Consider the following 17,700-nt stretch of genomic DNA (forward strand, 5'->3'; position numbering starts at 1 on the left):
TTGTATCATATCGTATCCCATTTAAAAAGCCCCTTTTCATGGGGAGGGGGATTTTATGCCCTTTTGCACTCTACAAGTCCTACAAAGCTTTCATACTTTTTCGGACAGCGGAGTTTTTTGAAAAGCCGGATTTCCATCTGCTGTCCGTGAATGTCCCTGGAAAAATTCATGATCAGAGTCTCAATGGAAATCTCGTGATTTTTGTTGACAGTCGGGGAGGTCCCGATATTCGTAACCCCGTAGTAGAGCTGCCCTTCCAGCAGGACCTCGGTGACATATACGCCCACTGGGGGCATCTCGTCCCTGGACAGGATCTGCAGGTTCGCGGTCGGCGTCCCGACCAGCTTTCCAATCCCCTGCCCGTATACGATCTTACCTGAAAGATGATAAGCGGGTGTTTGGTTTATGATCTGAGCCATGGCGTTACCTCACATATAAAATTGAACGGGCTGAAATACCGTTCAGGCGCGGCATTTCGGCTGTTCGGATAAAATTATAATATTTGAAAGGCAAATTATCAATATAGGGAAGGGATTTCGGAAACTTTTCGGAAACAGTTAGTGGAAAAGTTTTTTTGCTTGACAAGAAAATTTGGCGTGCTATTATATAAATAATACAAGAAAACTTGGCAAAAAATGGATTTTTGCCTGTGGTTTTGGATGTCAAAGTAATACTTTATGCAAAATGTATACAAGCTTGGGAGGCTTTGTTATGAAGAGAGAGATAATACTGGAAAAAAGCAGAAAGGAAAACAGCGGAGAGGATTTCTATGAGAAAGAGGTCACGAGAGCAGGCGGAGAATTGGGAATCTATACAGTGTGGATATTTGCGGCAGTTTTTTCCATAGTACAGGTCTTGCTGTGTCATGAATGGAATTATGCGGTCTATGCGTTGGCGGGAGTTTTCTATGCGGCAGTATATGCGGTGAAGGCGCGCAGGCAGAAGCAAAGACAGGATATGATAGGGGCTGTGGGGTGGTCGCTTTTTGCCGTTGTATTTTTTGTGATGCATTTCTGCCAGTTGGTCTGATGCCAGATGAATCGTTTTGTAAGTTTTGCAGGGAGTTTAGGAGGATGGACTATGAAGAGAGAGGAAATACTGGAAAAAAGCAGAGAGGAAAACGGCGGGCAGGATTTGTTTGAAAAAGAAGTTCTGAGAGAAGGCGGAGAATTGGGAATCTATATGGTGTATATTGCAGCTGCATTGTTCTGCCTGATCAGCATTTTTGCGACTGGAAGAGCAGGGTACGACCTGTGGGCAATGGCGCACACCCTGCTGGCAGTTGGGTATACGGTGAAATTAAAGGAATGCCGGAGGAAGCGCTGGCAGGATATCACTCTTACGGCAGTGCTGTGGGGCGGAATCCTATTGAACTCTGTAATGCACTTTAGGAATTTGCTCACGGCTGCTGTGATTTTGTAGGAGGACGGCTATGGAACTTATTCTGAAAAATCATCTGAAGGAAGTTCGGACCGAACAAAAGCTGTCCCAGGCAAAGCTGGCGCAGATGGTCGGCGTCTCGCGCAATACCATCAGCTCAATCGAAACAGGGCAGTTCAATCCCACCGCAAAGCTGGCGCTGATCCTGTGCATCGCGCTGGACAAGAAGTTTGAAGAATTGTTTTATTTTGAATGATGACATGAAAGCGAAGTGAAGAGTGATTCATGACGGAAGAGGGATGGAAGCTCTTCTGGCCATGAATCACTTCCTTTTTGTCCGAGCTGCTATCCAAAGAGATGATTCAAATGGAAACGTAATATATGTTGCTTTTTGAAACTTCTTGTGCTAAAATAAATAAAAAGGAAGGATGTGGAGCGGAAATGAAAACAAAATTTCATGAATATCTGACAATGTTTCGGAAGCAAAAAGGTTTTACACAGGCACAGATGGCTGAAAAGCTTGAGATTTCCCGGTCTACCTATGCGAATTATGAGTCAGGGAACCGCTCGCCCAATCTGGAAGCGCTGGAATATATCAGCGAGATTCTGGGCTGCTCTATGGACGATCTGTTTGGAAAAACCATGGTTCAGTCTTCCAATCCTATACTCCGTGAGGAGCCGCTGCCTTATTATGCCGATGTGAAGGCGCCCCGGAGGGGACCGGGCAGAAGATTGGCGATCGGTACACAGGATTTCCGCAAGCTGCGTGAAAGGAAGGCATATTATGTGGATAAGACACAGATGGTGGAAGAATTTTTGGAATCCTGGTATGAGGTGACTCTGATCACCAGGCCGAGACGCTTCGGAAAGACTCTGAATATGTCTATGCTGGCGGAGTTCCTGGATTGTACGAAGGACTCTGCGGCCTTGTTTGCGGACACCCGGATCAGCGGCAGCTATCTGATGGAGGAGCTGAACCGGCATCCGGTGATTTTCCTTTCCTTCCTGAATGTAAAGGGCGATTGCGCGGACAGGATGCTGGATGAGCTGAGGATCACACTGAAACAGGAATATGAAAGATACCTTCCCATTGTCAATGACGGTTCCCTGCCGGATGTGCAGAAAAAGATGTTCGACTGCAATTATGAGCATCTGTACAAGGCCGGCATCACAGAAGAGAAAAAAGGCTGCATTCGCCGCGCGGTTGCGGAATTGTGCCAGATTCTGGAAGTATATTACGGTAAGAAGATATACCTTCTCCTGGACGAGTACGATACGCCCTTCATCACCGCAAATGCAAAAGGGTATTACAATGAGATCAGTGATCTCCTTGCAGAGATGCTGTCCTCCTCCCTGAAGGGGAACCCATCTCTGGAAAGGGCGCTGCTGACAGGAATCCAGCGTGTCGCAAAGGAAAATATTTTTTCGGGACTCAATAATCTGATCGTGTGTACGGCAAAGGACCCGGAATATTCAGACTGCTTTGGATTTACGGAAGAAGAGACGGCAGGACTTTTGGACTATTGCGGAGTGGAGCTTACGGAAGAGGTCAGAACCATGTATGACGGGTATCTGTTCGGAACAACAAAAGTCTATAACCCGTGGTCTGTCTCATGCTATGCGGCCAGAAAGGAGCTGGAGCCTTACTGGGTGAATACCAGCGAGAACAGTATCCTGAAAAATGCGTTCGAACAGAGGGGAGAGTCGTTTGCCGGAAAATATAACGAATTGATCGAGAAGGGGATCGTGGAGGCAAAGGTAGAACTGGCGGTTTCTTATTATGAGGAGCCGGATGATGCCTCACTCTGGGGACTTCTGCTCAATGCCGGGATGATCACCGTCCAGGAAAAGACAGGAGATAAAATCTACAAGCTTCGGATCCCCAATTACGAAGTCCGGGAAGCTTTTCAGGAGCTGACCGCCTTCTATTTGAAGGTGGAGGACGGACATATATCGGATATGCTGAGATGCCTTCGGACAGAGTCCATGGAGGAATTTGCCGAATGGTATCAGAGGATTTTATGGAAGCTCCCTTCCTATCATGATCTGAAAAGTGAAAACAGCTATCACGTGATGATGCTGGGAATGTGTGCGTTTCAGTATCGGTATTATGATGTAAAGAGCAACCGGGAAAGCGGCGCCGGGAGAAGTGATATCATCCTCTGTGCGAAAAAACAGGAACTGCCCCATATGATCCTGGAATTCAAATATACAAAAGAGGAGACAGAGGATCTGGGTGAACTTGCGCTGGACGCAATCGGCCAGATCAAGCATAAAAAATATGACGCGGAAATGACAGGCACCGTGTATTTTATCGGACTCGCGCATTTTGGAAAAAATGTGCAGGTCCGATGGGAGAAAAAAGAAATCCGGAGCTGTAAAAAATAGAACCACCAGATCGTGCGGATAATACGGAGCGGCAGATTTCATCGTCCGTGAGCACATGTCTTTACAGCTTCGGAGCGGCAGGGAGAATGCTATGAGTCTATATGCGATCGGAGACCTCCATCTGGCTTTTTCCGTCGATAAACCGATGGATATTTTCGGCAGAGTATGGAAAAACCATGAGAAGAAGATCTGGAAATATTGGAATAAGCGGGTGACGGACCGAGATACGGTTGTGATCACCGGGGACCATTCCTGGGGAAGGAACTTGGAGCAAAGCAGGAAGGACCTGGATTTTATCGCGGAGCTGCCCGGAAGAAAGATCCTGCTCCGCGGCAATCACGATATGTTCTGGGATGCCAAAAAGACCCGGCGGCTGAATGAACAGTTCCGTGGCAGGCTGGAATTTCTGCAGAACAACTTTTTTACCTGCCAGGGCTATGCGCTGGTCGGGACAAAGGGCTATTGCTATGAAGGTCTGGATACTTACGAACATTTTGAAAAGATCAGAAACCGGGAACTGGAACGTCTGCGGATTTCCTTTGAGGAGGCACGTGCTGCGGGTGAAGAGAACTATATCATGTTCCTGCATTATCCGCCCACCAGTATCGGGGAGGCGGAAAGCCCGTTTACCAGGATGGCGGAGCTGTACGGCGCGTCAAAGGTGATCTATTCCCATTGCCATGGAAAGGCGAGATATGACGACAGCTTCAAGGGCTATGTGAACGGGATCGAGTATAAGCTTGTTTCCGGGGATTACCTGAACTTTAAACCGGAGTTGATTTTAGAATAGAAGCTGCCGGTTGTCCGGAACAGGCGTCTATAAACCGACGATCGGAGCAGCGATCATATTTTTTGTTACTATTCACAGTCATTTCACTCACATGCGCAAAAACAGTCGGCAAAGCCGTCTGCCGATGCTTCGCATCTAGACTTTTTACTTATGTGGGTGAAGTGACGACTGTGAATAGCAACCTATTTTTTATAAAATTTGAGAAAAACTCTTGACTTTCCACCTTGTGGAAGCTGTATAAACAAAATAAGACACCGAGGGAGATAAGGAGCGGGGACATGAAGATCAAGCAGGTTGAGGAACTGGTGGGCATCACAAAAAAGAATATCCGGTTTTACGAGGATCAGGGGCTTCTGGAAGTGAAGCGCGCGGAAAACGGATACCGGGAATATAGCTTAAATGATGTAAAACGTCTCCAGGAGATCCGGCTTCTGCGGAAGCTGGCCATTCCCATTGAGGATATGCGGCATATGTACACGGGACAAAAAAGCCTGCGAAGCTGCTTGGAATACCAGGTGGAGGAGATGGAGCGCCAGAAAAAGAATCTTGTGCAGGTCCAGGCATTCTGCGAACAGCTTCTGAATGCGGATCTTTCATTGGAAACACTCGACGCGACCCAGTGTCTGGAACAGATGGAGCGGCTGGAAAAGGAGGGAACGAATTTTATGGATGTGAGAAAAAAAGATGTTCATAAGAAAAAAATCATTGGAGCAGCTCTGGGCGGCGGGATCATGGTCATATTTATGGCTGCAATGATCGGGATCATGATCTGGGGCTGTATGGAAGATCCGGTTCCGATCGGGTATATGCTGTTCATGATCGGAATCCCGGCGGCAGTGATCATCGGCGTGATCGCGGCGTTGATCGGAAGAGTAAAAGAGATCAAAGGAGGAGAAGAAGATGAAGCTTCTAAGTATTGATTATATCCCGGGCACGGAGATCGAGGCGCTGGATATAGTAAAAGGAACTGTAGTGCAGACAAAGAATTTCGGCAAGGATTTTATGGCCGGGATGAAAACGCTGGTCGGCGGAGAGATCGTAGGTTATACGGAAATGCTCAACGAGGCACGTCAGATTGCGGTCAAGAGAATGGTGGATGAGGCGAAGGCACTTGGCGCGGATGCGGTGATCGGAGTGAAGTACGGCTCATCACAGGTCATGCAGGGGGCGGCGGAGGTGATCGCCTATGGAACCGCTGTAAAATATCTCTAACTGTACGGTTGGAATGGGGCTGTTGCACGAATATAGTGCTTCAGTCCTATTTTTGATATGGATATGGGCTTTAGCCTGTTGAGCATGGCGTAGTTTTTCGTGTTCCGAAAAATGGATGTGCAAGTACCACATTGTCTTCACTCCCAAGTATAGACGAAAAATAATTTATAATCAATTCATACTTCTCAGTGCGAAACATTTCCCAGAGCTGTCTGGTATCGGCCATTTTTTATCCGACTGTGAATAGTAACCGGCAGCTTTTCTGCTGCTCCGTGTTGAGAAATGTGGGGAGGTCATGTATAATGGCAGGTATAATAATATGGTGAAAGGTTACGATAGATTTATGAAAAAGATACTCATTGTGGAAGATGACAAAGGCCTGAATGACGGTCTTGTATATGATCTGCGGGAGGAGGGCTATGAGGTGTCCTCCGCGCTGACAGCTATGCTGGCTCTGAAAACATTCCGGCTGCAGGAACCTGATCTGGTGCTGATGGATGTGAACCTGCCGGACAGCGACGGCTTTACCCTCTGCAGCCAGATGAAAAGGCTGAGGGATGTGCCGGTTATTTTCCTGACGGCCCGTGACTTGGAGCAGGATGAAATGCGTGGGTTCGACTGCGGCGCCGACGACTATATGACGAAGCCGTTCAGCATGGCGCTGCTCCATAAAAGGATCGGTGCCGTATTGAAACGTTCCGGCAGGGGGAGGGAACAGAATCTCTATTCGGACGGCCATTTGACCGCGGACTTTGATAAGGCAGATGTGACACTGGATGGAAAGCCGCTGACTCTGACACCGACAGAGTATAAGCTGATGAAGCTGTTCATCGACCAAAGGGGAAAGGTCCTGACACGGCAGATGATCCTGGAGAAGCTGTGGGACGCCAATGGAAATTATGTGGATGAGCATGCGCTGACCGTAAACATCGGACGGCTGCGCAGAAAAGTGGAGCAGGACGGGAACAAATATATCAAGACGATTTACGGGATGGGGTATATGTGGGAGGTTCGTGATGCGTGATCCATTTTCATTCCGACGGCAGAACCGCTGTGCGATTTGTATCTGTATCCTGATGCTGCTGTCAATCCCGATCCTTTTGTGCTTTCAAATAGATTGGGCGGCTTATGTGGTTCTGGCAGCAGGCGGGATTGCATTTTTCGTATTGTTTCACGCGTACCAGCGCAAGGTCATGGACTTTTTCGATGAGGTCAATGAAGGCATGGATCAGATGCTTTCCGGGAGAAGCGATGTTCCGCTTCCGGAGGTAGAGGATCAGGAGAATCTATTTGCCCGCTTTGTGTCAAAGCTGTCGAGGCTCTACGAAGCCCTGCGGATCGCCGAAGCCGGTGCGGATGAGGAAAAATGCGTGATGCAGGGAATGGTCGCGGATCTTTCCCACCAGATCAAGACCCCGGTCGCGAATATAAAAATGGATCTGGAGCTGCTTTCCGCCAGAAAAATGCCTCCGGATCAGCAGCAGGAATTTTTGGGACGGACGCTGCACCAAGCAGATAAGATGGATTTTCTGATCCAGTCCGTCATTAAGATGAGCCGGCTGGAAAGCGGCGCGATCCGGATTCTTCCCCAGCAGGCCGATTTTGCGGTGACTCTGGCAAATGCGCTGCTGAGCGTGAGCACGGCGGCAGACCGGAAGGGAATCGAGATCGCCGTGGACTGTCCTCAGCCGTTTCCGGTCCGGCATGACCCGAAATGGACGGAGGAAGCGGTCTTCAATCTCCTGGATAATGCGGTCAAATATTCTCCGGAGGGAGGAACCATAGAGGTGCGGGTAGAAATGCGTGAGGCCGGGGCGTACCTGTCGGTCACGGATCACGGAATGGGTATCCCGGAAGAATGGCAGGGGGCTGTCTTTTCCAAATTTTTCCGTGTGCCTGCAGTCCACAATCTGCCCGGCGCAGGTGTAGGGCTGTACCTGACCCGGCAGATCCTGGAAGCCCAGGGGGGATATGTGACGGTGAGATCGACTGTAGGAGAAGGGAGCACGTTTGCGGTGCGATTCCTGTGAATAATAAATAAATTATTACTATTCACAGCTGCTTCACACACATGTGTACAGAAAATCTGCCGCTGGCAGATTTTCTGTATGCTAAGGCAAAAACAGTCAGTAAATAGTAACAATAAATCAAGATAAATTAGCACTCACCTCTTGACAGTGCTAACAACTTCTGTTATTGTTATATTGTCAATAGAACAACATAACAATCCATTCACAGCAAACTGTTGCTGCAAAAGAGGAGGTTTCAGTATGAATATAAATAAATTTACGCAGAATTCCATGCAGGCAGTGCAGGCCTGCGAGAAGTTGGCCTATGATTACGGCAATCAGGAGATCGCGCAGGAGCATCTGCTGTATGCGCTGATCACGCAGGATGACAGCCTGACCTTAAAGCTTTTGGAGAAAATGGGCTTCCAGGCATCCTACATCGTGAACCGTGTGGAAGAGCTGCTTGCGAAGCGTCCCAAGGTGCAGGGAGGCAAGGTCTTTGTAGGACAGGATCTGAACAATGTGCTGATTCATGCGGAGGATGAGGCATCGCAGATGGGAGATGAATATGTCTCCGTGGAGCATCTTTTCCTGGCGCTTTTGAAGTATGCCGGCCGGGAGATGAAGGCATTTCTGAAAGAAATGGGTATCAGCCGGGAGGGTTTTCTGCAGGCATTGTCCTCTGTCCGGGGCAACCAGCGGGTGACCAGCGACAATCCGGAGGCGACATACGATACCTTGAATAAGTACGGCCAGGATCTGGTGGAGCGTGCCCGGGATCAGAAGCTGGATCCGGTCATCGGACGTGACGAAGAGATCCGGAATGTGGTCCGGATCCTGTCCCGTAAGACGAAGAACAATCCGGTGCTGATCGGAGAGCCGGGCGTCGGCAAGACAGCCGTAGTGGAAGGGCTTGCCCAGCGGATCGTAAAGGGAGACGTGCCGGAAGGACTGAAGGAGAAGACCATTTTCTCCCTGGATATGGGCGCCCTGGTTGCCGGAGCAAAATACCGGGGAGAATTTGAGGAGCGTCTGAAGGCTGTGTTGGAGGAAGTGAAGAACAGCGACGGCAGGATCATCCTTTTCATTGACGAGCTGCATACGATCGTAGGCGCGGGCAAGACAGACGGCGCCATGGATGCGGGCAATATGCTCAAGCCCATGCTGGCCCGGGGGGAGCTGCACTGTATCGGCGCTACCACGCTGGACGAGTACCGCCAGTATATCGAAAAGGATGCGGCGCTGGAGCGGCGGTTCCAGCCGGTGATGGTGGAGGAGCCTACGGTGGAGGACGCGATCTCCATCCTCCGGGGACTGAAAGAGCGATATGAAGTATTCCACGGTGTGAAGATCACGGACAGTGCGCTTGTGGCGGCGGCCATGCTTTCCCATCGGTATATATCCGACCGATTCCTGCCGGATAAGGCCATCGACCTGGTGGACGAGGCATGTGCGCTGATCAAGACGGAGCTGGATTCCATGCCCACGGAGCTGGACGAACTGAGCCGGAGGGTGATGCAGCTGGAGATCGAAGAGGAGGCTCTGAAAAAGGAAGACGACCGTCTGAGCCAGGAGCGCCTGATCCATCTGCAGGAAGAATTGGCAGAGCTGCGGGAGGAATTTTCCGGGAAAAAGGCTCAGTGGGATAATGAAAAATCCTCTGTGGAGCGGGTGCAGAAGATCCGGGAGGAGATCGAGCAGGTCAACAAGGAGATTCAGAAGGCGCAGCAGGATTACGACCTGAATAAGGCGGCGGAGCTGCAGTACGGCCGGCTGCCTCAGCTGAAAAAGCAGTTGGAATCCGAGGAAGAGCGGGTAAAAGAGAAGGAGCTTTCTCTGGTACATGAAGCCGTGACGGATGAGGAGATCGCCAGAATCATTTCCCGGTGGACGGGGATCCCGGTGGCCAGGCTGAATGAAAGCGAACGCAGCAAGACCCTGCATCTGGGGGATGAACTGCATAAGCGGGTGATCGGCCAGGAGCAGGGCGTGGAGCTTGTGACAGAGGCCATCATCCGGTCCAAGGCCGGGATCAAGGATCCTTCCAAGCCCATCGGGTCCTTCCTGTTCCTCGGCCCCACCGGCGTAGGCAAGACCGAGCTGGCAAAGGCGCTGGCGCAGAGCCTGTTTGACGATGAAAACAATATGGTCCGGATTGATATGAGCGAGTATATGGAGAAATATTCCGTATCCCGCCTGATCGGAGCGCCTCCGGGATATGTCGGATACGACGAGGGCGGCCAGCTTACCGAGGCAGTCCGCAGGAAGCCTTACTCTGTGGTGCTGTTTGATGAGGTGGAAAAAGCACATCCGGATGTATTCAATGTGCTTCTGCAGGTATTGGATGACGGGCGGATCACCGATTCCCAGGGGCGGACGGTGGACTTTAAGAACACCATCCTGATCATGACCTCCAACATCGGAGCGCATTTCCTGCTGGAAGGCATTCAGGAGGACAGTACGCTGACAGAGGAAAGCCAGTCCATGGTGATGAACGAGCTGAGGGCCCATTTCCGACCGGAATTTCTGAACCGGCTGGATGAGATCATCATGTTCAAGCCTCTGACCAAATCCAATATCAGCGGGATCATTGACCTGCTGGTGGCGGATGTCAATCTGCGGCTGTCAGAAAAGGAGCTGTCCATCAAGCTGACCGAAAGCGCCAGGAATTTCGTTGTGGAAGGCGGCTATGATCCCATGTACGGCGCGCGGCCGCTGAAGCGGTATCTCCAGAAAAATGTGGAGACCCTGGCCGCAAAGCTGATCCTGGCAGGAAATGTGGGCCGTGGAGATACGATCGTCATTGATGTGGTTGATGGGAAGCTGGAAGGACGGTGTGTGCATTGACGGGATACCTGTGTTAGCAGACACAAAAAAAGGAGCTTCGTCCGATAGGGCCAGGGCGGAGTTCTTTTTTGTGTCTTGATCTTTTCAATGGACGGGCGCGTTTCCCAAGGTGAATATCACCGGAGAATCCATTTTTCTCCGATCCTTTTTAAAGAAATAATTTATAAAAAAGAGCAGATTTGTAAAAAATAACGGCAATATGCAAGAAAAAAACGAATTTATTTGGGAAAATTTGTCGCTATTTCATTGCTTTACCGTCATGAAGGATTGACAAATCATTATTAATTTGCTATTATAATCCGCAGTGAGGAACGCTGAGTGTTTGTCATGAAGTAGTGTTCCTTATTTTTAATAGGATGTATTTCCGGGGATTCCCGTGATCACGCGCAGAGGGCTTCCTGGAATGCATTAAGATAAGGAGTGGAAAGCATGTTAAAGTACATTGCAAAGCGAATCGGTCTTGCCATAGTGACGATCTGGGCAGTTGCAACCATTACATTTTTTCTGATGAATATGGTTCCCGGCGGGCCGTTCCTTTCGGAGAAGGCGATCAGTCCGCAGGCAACAGCGGCGTTAGAGGCCAAGTACGGCCTGGACAAGCCTTTATTTCAGCAATATCTAACGTATATCGGCGATGCCCTGCACGGTGACCTCGGCGACAGCTTAAAGCAGCGCGGTCGTACCGTGATGGACATTATCTCAACGAAGTTCCCTGTGTCGGCAAGGGTGGGAGGTATCTCCGTACTGGTAGCCCTGACGCTGGGAATCCCCCTTGGCTGTATCGCAGCCCTAAAGAGAGGGAAGTTTTTGGACAGTCTGATCAGTGTGGTTGCAACCTGTGGGATTGCGGTCCCCAGCTTTGTAATCTGCACGGTGCTCCTGTATTTTTTCGGTGTTAAATTAGGAGTGCTTCCGACACTTGGAATCGGAACGTGGAAGCACTATATCATGCCGGTTATGGCATTGTCCTTCTATCCTACTGCGTATATCATGAGACTGATGCGGTCTTCCATGCTGGACGTGCTGGGACAGGATTATATGCGTACGGCGAAAGCGAAAGGCGTGTCGGGATTTGTTTCTCTGTTTAAGCATGCCCTTCGTAACGCAATCCTTCCTGTAGTGACCTATGTAGGCCCGATGCTTGCCTATACGGTAACAGGAAGCTTTGTTGTGGAAAAGATCTTTACGATCCCGGGACTTGGCGGTGAGTTCATCCGTGCTATCAACGGACGTGACTATACGCTGATTATGGGTACGACGATCTTCCTCGCGACGCTGATCATCGTGATGAACGTGGCTGTGGACATCGTATATAAGATTGTAGACCCGAGAATTAAACTAAAGTAAGGAGTGCAGTGATCATGAAAGAGAATCCGGTCAGCTTTCAACTGAAACTTAATCCTGAGGATTTCCTGCCTGCAACAGAAGAAGAGAAGCAAAGCCAGGTCATCATGCGGGAAAGTGTGAGCTTCTGGAAGGACGGCGGACGCCGCCTTGTAAAAAATAAAGTAGCAATGACAAGTATCGTGGTTGTAATACTTGTATTGATTTTCTCATTTATCGTTCCTTCGTTTTATCCTTATTCTTATAAGGATCAGATCAAGGGAGGCAACAATCTGGCCCCCATGGAGTATTCGGCGGATGAGCAGGCAAGGATCGATGCCGGGGAGAAGGTATTTCCCCATGTGTTCGGAACCGATAAACTGGGCCGCGACTATGCCATCCGTGTGATGATGGGGAGCCGCATATCCCTTCTGGTAGGGCTGATCGCCACAGGCATCATCCTGATCATCGGTTCTGCTTACGGATCGATCGCCGCATTTTTCGGAGGATGGGTAGACCTCGTGATGATGCGGATTGTCGATATCATCTATACGATCCCGGATATTCTGCTGATTGTACTTCTGTCCTTTGCATTGAAGGATCCCTTAAGCCGTCTTAAGGATGTGCCGGGCTTTAGCTGGGTCGGGATCGTAGGCGAGAACCTGATCAGTATTTTCGTGGTATTTGCCCTGCTGTACTGGGTTGGTATGGCACGAATGGTCAGAAGCCAGGTGCTGATGCTCAAAGAGAGCGAGTACGTAACGGCAGCCAGGGCACTGGGTGTGGGCAACGGCAAGATCATTAAGAAGCATTTGCTGACAAACTGTATCGGAACATTGATCGTAACTACGACGCTGCAGATTCCTTCTTCGATTTTTACGGAGAGTTTCCTGAGCTTCCTTGGAATGGGTGTGGCGGTTCCGCTGCCGTCCCTCGGAAGTCTTGCGAGCGACGCGATCAACGGTATGAATACGTATCCGTACCTGTTGTTTATTCCTGCAATTTTGATCAGTTTGATCATCCTGAGTTTCAACCTGCTGGGTGACGGACTTCGGGATGCGTTTGACCCGAAGTTAAAGAATTAGGAACAGACATCTGTTCCGTCCGGGCACGGCGGCCTGATCAGGCAATTGCCGGGACCGGCGGTCTTATATAGAAGAATTAGGAAAAGCAGCATAGCCTAAGCTATGCAGAAATGAGGAATATATGTCAGAATATCTTGTAGATATAAAAAATGAACGGCTTTCCTTTTTCACACCTGCAGGAGAAGTGAAAGCGCTGAATGATGTGTCCATTCATTTGAGAGAGGGAGAAGTGCTGGGGATCGTAGGCGAAAGCGGCTCCGGCAAATCCGTAACGGCATACAGCCTGATGGGGCTGACGGCCTATCCCGGCAAGCTGATCGGGGGAAGCCTGTATTTCAACGGCCATCAGGTGGAAGAGATGACAGACAAGGAGATGCGCAAGATCCGCGGAAATGAAATCTCCATTATTTTCCAGGACCCCATGACCAGCTTAAATCCTGTGTACACCATCGGCAACCAGATCATGGAGGCAGTCCTGCTTCATACGGATAAGACGAAGGCGCAGGCAAAAGAGCGAGCAAAGGAGCTTCTGGAGCTGGTTGGGATCAATGAGCCGGAGAAGCGCCTGAAGCAGTATCCCCATGAGCTTTCCGGCGGTATGAGGCAGCGTGTGATGATCGCGATTGCGCTTGCCTGCGAGCCAAAGCTCTTGATCGCGGATGAGCCCACCACGGCTCTGGACGTGACCATTCAGGCGCAGATATTGGAACTGATGATGGAATTAAAGGATAAGCTTGGCATGGCGATCATTATGATCACTCATGACCTGGGCGTGGTAGCCAGCATGTGCGAGCGTATCGCGGTTATGTATGCGGGAAAGGTGATTGAGTACGGTACGACGGAGGACATTTTCTACAATCCGAAGCACCAGTATACGAAGGGGCTGATCCGCTCCATTCCGAGAATTGACGCGAAAGAGCATGAAAGGCTGATTCCCATCGAAGGTACTCCGGTTGACATGCTCAATCCTCCCAAGGGATGTCCCTTTGCGCCCCGGTGCGAGGCGTGCATGAAGATCTGCCTGCGGGAGATGCCTCCGGTTACTAACTTTGACAGGGTTCATTATACCCAGTGCTGGCTGAACCAGAAGGAGGAAATGGAGAAAGGAGCTGCAAAATGAGCGAGAAACAGAACAGCTTCATACAGGTAGAACATTTACAGCAGTATTTCCCGGCAGGAGGCTTTGGGAAAAACAAAAAATATATTCAGGCCGTAGATGACGTGTCCTTTACCATCGGCAGGGGCGAAACCCTGGGGCTGGTAGGGGAATCCGGCTGCGGCAAGACCACCACCGGACGTACGCTGCTTCGGCTGTATGAGCCCACCGGGGGCAGGTTTGTTTACGATAATGAAGTGATCTTTGATGTGGAGAAAAAGCAGTTTGTGGACATGCTTCCCTACCGGAAGCGGATGCAGATCGTATTCCAGGATCCCTATGCGAGCCTTGATCCGCGTATGACGGTGGGAGACATCGTCGGCGAGGCGATCGACGTCCACAAGATGGCGGCAAATAAACAGGAACGTTATGATATCATTATAGAAATGCTCCGAAGAGTAGGACTAAACTCCGAGCATGCCAACCGGTATCCTCATGAGTTTTCCGGCGGACAGAGACAGCGTGTGGGGATCGCGAGAGCCCTTGCGGTGCGGCCGGAGTTTATCGTCTGCGACGAGCCGATCTCGGCGTTGGACGTGTCCATCCAGGCACAGGTGATCAACATGTTTGAGGACCTGCAGGAGGAGATGGGGCTGACCTACCTGTTCATTGCACATGACCTTTCCGCGGTGAAGCATATTTCCAACCGGATCGGCGTCATGTATCTTGGCCGGATGGTGGAGCTGGCGGACAGCTACGAGCTGATCACCCGTCCTTTGCATCCGTACACCAAGAGCCTGATCTCCGCGATCCCCATTGCAGACCCGAAGATCGCGAAGGAGAGCAAGCGTATCGCCCTTCAGGGCGACGTGCCGAGTCCCTTGAATCCGCCGTCCGGCTGCCGGTTCCGTACCAGGTGTCCGTATGCGGATGAGCGCTGTGCCCATGAGGCTCCTGTATGGCGTGAGGTGGACAGAGGACATTTTTCTGCCTGTCATCATATTGACCGTTTGGAGTAGAGATTTGAGGCTCGGCGCGTAAGTGAGGATAAACATATATAGATGCAGGAAAATGCGTCCGTATTGTTTATAGAAAACAGAGTGCCCGGCTGTGCCGGAAGCGCTCAAAGTAAAAAAAGGAGGAAATCAAATGAAAAAGAAAGTAATCGCTTTATTACTGGCGACTACAATGGCTTTCAGCCTGGCAGCCTGCGGAGGCGGCAATAACCAGGGGGGGGATAATAGTTCATCCCAGAATGGTACGGAAGATACCGATAATGCCGGCGGGGGTTCCGAAGAGAAGATCCTGTCCGTACAGATCGGACCTGACCCGGAGACCATTGACCCGGCGCTGAACAGCGCGGTAGACGGCGGAAACATGCTGCTGCACTCCTTCGAGTGTCTGCTGACCGTTGGTGAGGACGGACAGCTTACAGAGGGACAGGCAGAAAGCTGGGATACAAGTGAAGACGGCCTGACATGGACCTTCCATTTAAGAGACGGCCTGAAATGGTCTGACGGTTCCGACCTGACAGCAAATGACTTTGTTTACAGCTGGAAGCGTGTGTGTGACCCGGAGGTTGCGGCTCCTTATGCGGAAACCGTATTGGGTATGGTAGAAGGCTATGACAAAGCGATTGAAGGCGAACTGGACGCGCTTCAGGTAAAAGCAGAGGACGACAAGACACTGGTTGTTACTTTAAGTTCTCCATGTACCTATTTCGGCAGCCTTGCGGCATTTGCTACATTGAGCCCGGTACAGGAAGCAACCATCGAAGCAAACGGCGACGGATGGGCAACTTCAGCAGAGACTTATATTTCTAACGGATCATTCTATGTATCCGAGTGGGTTCCGGGATCACACATCCTGATGAGCAAAAACCCGAATTACTGGAATGCAGATGCAATCAAGCTGGACGGTATCAAGTTCAACCTGATTGAAGATGCGAACGCATCCTACAGCGCATACCAGACAGGCGAAGTTCTGATGATCAAGGACGTTCCGACCGAGGAAATCCCGTCTCTGGAAGGCAATGATGATTACTATGTAGATCCGATCATCGGAACCTATTATCTGAGCCTGAACCTGAACAGAGAGCCGTTCACAGATAAGAACGTTCGTAAGGCTCTGAGCCTTGCAATCGACCGTGATTATGTTGCGAATACACTGATGCAGGGAACCTATTCACCGGCAAGCAACTTCATGGGACCTGGCTGGATTGACACAGACGGCAAGGAATTTATGGAAAATGCAAACGGCGGACAGCCATATATTGACATCAGCAACCATGAAGCAAACCTGGAAGAGGCGAAGAAGCTTCTGAAAGAAGCTGGCTATGAGAATGGGGAAGGACTTCCGTCCATCACCTACTCCACCAATGACACAGGTTACCACAAGGTAGTTGCTGAGTATCTGCAGGAAGCATGGGCAGAGTTAGGCGTTGACCTTAAGGTTGATATCGTAGAGTGGGCAAGCTTTACACCGATGCGTCGTAACGGAGATTATGATGCTTCCCGTAACGGATGGGTTGGCGACTACAGCGATCCTTCCAATATGTTAGACCTGCTGTATTCTACAAACGGAAACAACGACGGTAAGTTCAACAACGCAGATTATGATGCTGCTATGGAGCTTTCCAGAACTACACTTGATCCGGTAGAGCGTTCCACTGCACTTCATGAGGCAGAGGATATCCTTATGGAAGAAACTGGATGCGTTCCGGTAGCTTACTACAATGACTTCTGGCTGCAGAGCGACAAGATCACAGGCTCCTGGCATTCACCGTATGGATACTGGCATTTTATGTATGCGGATATTACAGAAGGAGGAGCAGATACAGAAGGAACTGAGGACACAGAAGGAACTGAGGATGCAGAAGGAACTGAAGACACAGAAGGAACTGAGGATGCAGAAGGAACTGAAGACACAGAAGAAGCTGAATAATTGTCCGTAAGCCATATGTAATGGACTGCATATTTGGGACTTCCCGAGAGTGATCGGGGGGTCCTTTTTTTTCGATTGCGAAACGCTTTGTTCTTTTTCTATAAAAATTCAATGACTTTGAATCAGGTCTGTAGTACAATTATTATAAGTATTCAGAACGAGAAAACAGTTGATAAGAAAACCTCAGTAACTGTTATAGACATAAAATTCGGGTGTTTTTTGAAACGGAAATTGACAGCAGAGGCTGGGCATAAGGCGTATAGCCCATGGAATGACAGCCCAGAAACAAAGTTCTGGTGGAAGCAGTGGTATAAACAGGTAATTGAAGGTGCGTGCAGGCATATAGGTATTTATTTGAACAGTAAAACGCCGCTCCAGCTGTTTTGCATCTGGAATTGAAGGCAGATCATTCTGCCGAAGAAGCGATCCGGCAGATCAAGGACCTCGGGTATGCCCTGAAGTTTCAGGGGAGACTGGGGGAAGAACGGCAGTATACGGGAAGGATCCTGGCTGTCAGAATCGCATATCAGAAGGAAGATAAAAAGCATAGGTGTATGGTAGAGGTTCTTTAGGGAGGGATGGTTTAAATATGCGTTTTGGATTTTCTTATGTAGGCCTGATTTATCT

The 17,700-nt window shown here is 49.9% G+C and carries 17 protein-coding genes and 1 pseudogene; 17 read left to right on the forward strand and 1 reads right to left on the reverse strand.

Going from position 1 to position 17,700, the window contains the following annotated elements; genetic code table 11:
- Nucleotides 1-53: 53 nt before the first annotated feature.
- Entirely contained in the window at nt 54-419 is a 366-nt protein-coding gene (locus ACTOY7_RS17635; protein ID WP_482671847.1) for a riboflavin kinase, read from the reverse strand.
- Between the two features lie 292 nt (nt 420-711).
- Here ACTOY7_RS17635 and ACTOY7_RS17640 point away from each other — a divergent pair, with 292 nt between their 5' ends.
- From ACTOY7_RS17640 to ACTOY7_RS17720, 17 genes and pseudogenes are all read left to right on the forward strand, one after another.
- On the forward strand, nt 712-1,029 hold the full coding sequence (locus ACTOY7_RS17640; protein WP_300885931.1) for a DUF6442 family protein: 318 nt from the start codon (nt 712-714) through the stop codon (nt 1,027-1,029).
- Nucleotides 1,030-1,080: 51 nt separating this feature from the next.
- Nucleotides 1,081-1,422, forward strand: coding sequence for a DUF6442 family protein (locus tag ACTOY7_RS17645; protein WP_160282875.1), 342 nt, complete (start codon nt 1,081-1,083; stop codon nt 1,420-1,422).
- Between the two features lie 10 nt (nt 1,423-1,432).
- Nucleotides 1,433-1,636, forward strand: a complete 204-nt coding sequence (locus ACTOY7_RS17650; protein WP_160282876.1) for a helix-turn-helix transcriptional regulator — start codon at nt 1,433-1,435, stop codon at nt 1,634-1,636.
- A gap of 185 nt (nt 1,637-1,821) precedes the next feature.
- Complete coding sequence (locus tag ACTOY7_RS17655) at nt 1,822-3,768, forward strand: AAA family ATPase (protein ID WP_482671848.1); 1,947 nt, start codon at nt 1,822-1,824, stop codon at nt 3,766-3,768.
- A 91-nt stretch (nt 3,769-3,859) separates the two neighbouring features.
- A complete protein-coding gene (locus tag ACTOY7_RS17660; RefSeq protein ID WP_394683612.1) occupies nt 3,860-4,558 on the forward strand; it encodes a metallophosphoesterase in 699 nt (232 codons plus the stop codon).
- Nucleotides 4,559-4,836: 278 nt separating this feature from the next.
- Entirely contained in the window at nt 4,837-5,478 is a 642-nt protein-coding gene (locus ACTOY7_RS17665) for a MerR family transcriptional regulator (protein ID WP_482671849.1), read from the forward strand.
- Nucleotides 5,459-5,770 (forward strand): YbjQ family protein, encoded by a 312-nt coding sequence (locus tag ACTOY7_RS17670; RefSeq protein WP_300885399.1) that lies wholly within the window; start codon nt 5,459-5,461, stop codon nt 5,768-5,770. The genes ACTOY7_RS17665 and ACTOY7_RS17670 overlap by 20 nt, the downstream gene beginning before the upstream one ends.
- Before the next feature lie 115 nt (nt 5,771-5,885).
- Nucleotides 5,886-5,948 (forward strand): annotated as a pseudogene (locus ACTOY7_RS17675) (transposase); the annotation flags it as partial.
- Nucleotides 5,949-6,065: 117 nt separating this feature from the next.
- Entirely contained in the window at nt 6,066-6,794 is a 729-nt protein-coding gene (locus tag ACTOY7_RS17680; RefSeq protein ID WP_300885400.1) for a response regulator transcription factor, read from the forward strand.
- Nucleotides 6,787-7,800, forward strand: coding sequence for a sensor histidine kinase (locus ACTOY7_RS17685; RefSeq protein WP_300885401.1), 1,014 nt, complete (start codon nt 6,787-6,789; stop codon nt 7,798-7,800). Before ACTOY7_RS17680 ends, ACTOY7_RS17685 begins: the two co-directional genes overlap by 8 nt.
- A gap of 240 nt (nt 7,801-8,040) precedes the next feature.
- Nucleotides 8,041-10,626: an ATP-dependent chaperone ClpB gene (gene clpB, locus ACTOY7_RS17690; RefSeq protein ID WP_482671843.1), complete on the forward strand. Its 2,586-nt coding sequence runs from the start codon at nt 8,041-8,043 to the stop codon at nt 10,624-10,626.
- A gap of 429 nt (nt 10,627-11,055) precedes the next feature.
- Nucleotides 11,056-11,973, forward strand: coding sequence for an ABC transporter permease (locus ACTOY7_RS17695; RefSeq protein WP_004069148.1), 918 nt, complete (start codon nt 11,056-11,058; stop codon nt 11,971-11,973).
- 14 nt (nt 11,974-11,987) lie between these two features.
- Nucleotides 11,988-13,034, forward strand: coding sequence for an ABC transporter permease (locus ACTOY7_RS17700; protein ID WP_482672317.1), 1,047 nt, complete (start codon nt 11,988-11,990; stop codon nt 13,032-13,034).
- A 121-nt stretch (nt 13,035-13,155) separates the two neighbouring features.
- Entirely contained in the window at nt 13,156-14,154 is a 999-nt protein-coding gene (locus tag ACTOY7_RS17705) for an ABC transporter ATP-binding protein (protein WP_482671845.1), read from the forward strand.
- Nucleotides 14,151-15,149: an ABC transporter ATP-binding protein gene (locus tag ACTOY7_RS17710; RefSeq protein ID WP_004069145.1), complete on the forward strand. Its 999-nt coding sequence runs from the start codon at nt 14,151-14,153 to the stop codon at nt 15,147-15,149. Before ACTOY7_RS17705 ends, ACTOY7_RS17710 begins: the two co-directional genes overlap by 4 nt.
- A gap of 130 nt (nt 15,150-15,279) precedes the next feature.
- Nucleotides 15,280-17,073, forward strand: a complete 1,794-nt coding sequence (locus ACTOY7_RS17715; RefSeq protein ID WP_482671667.1) for a peptide ABC transporter substrate-binding protein — start codon at nt 15,280-15,282, stop codon at nt 17,071-17,073.
- Between the two features lie 383 nt (nt 17,074-17,456).
- Nucleotides 17,457-17,645, forward strand: a complete 189-nt coding sequence (locus ACTOY7_RS17720) for a hypothetical protein (RefSeq protein ID WP_302140726.1) — start codon at nt 17,457-17,459, stop codon at nt 17,643-17,645.
- The last annotated feature ends 55 nt before the right edge of the window (nt 17,646-17,700 follow it).

Source organism: Schaedlerella sp. (genome assembly GCF_056796775.1).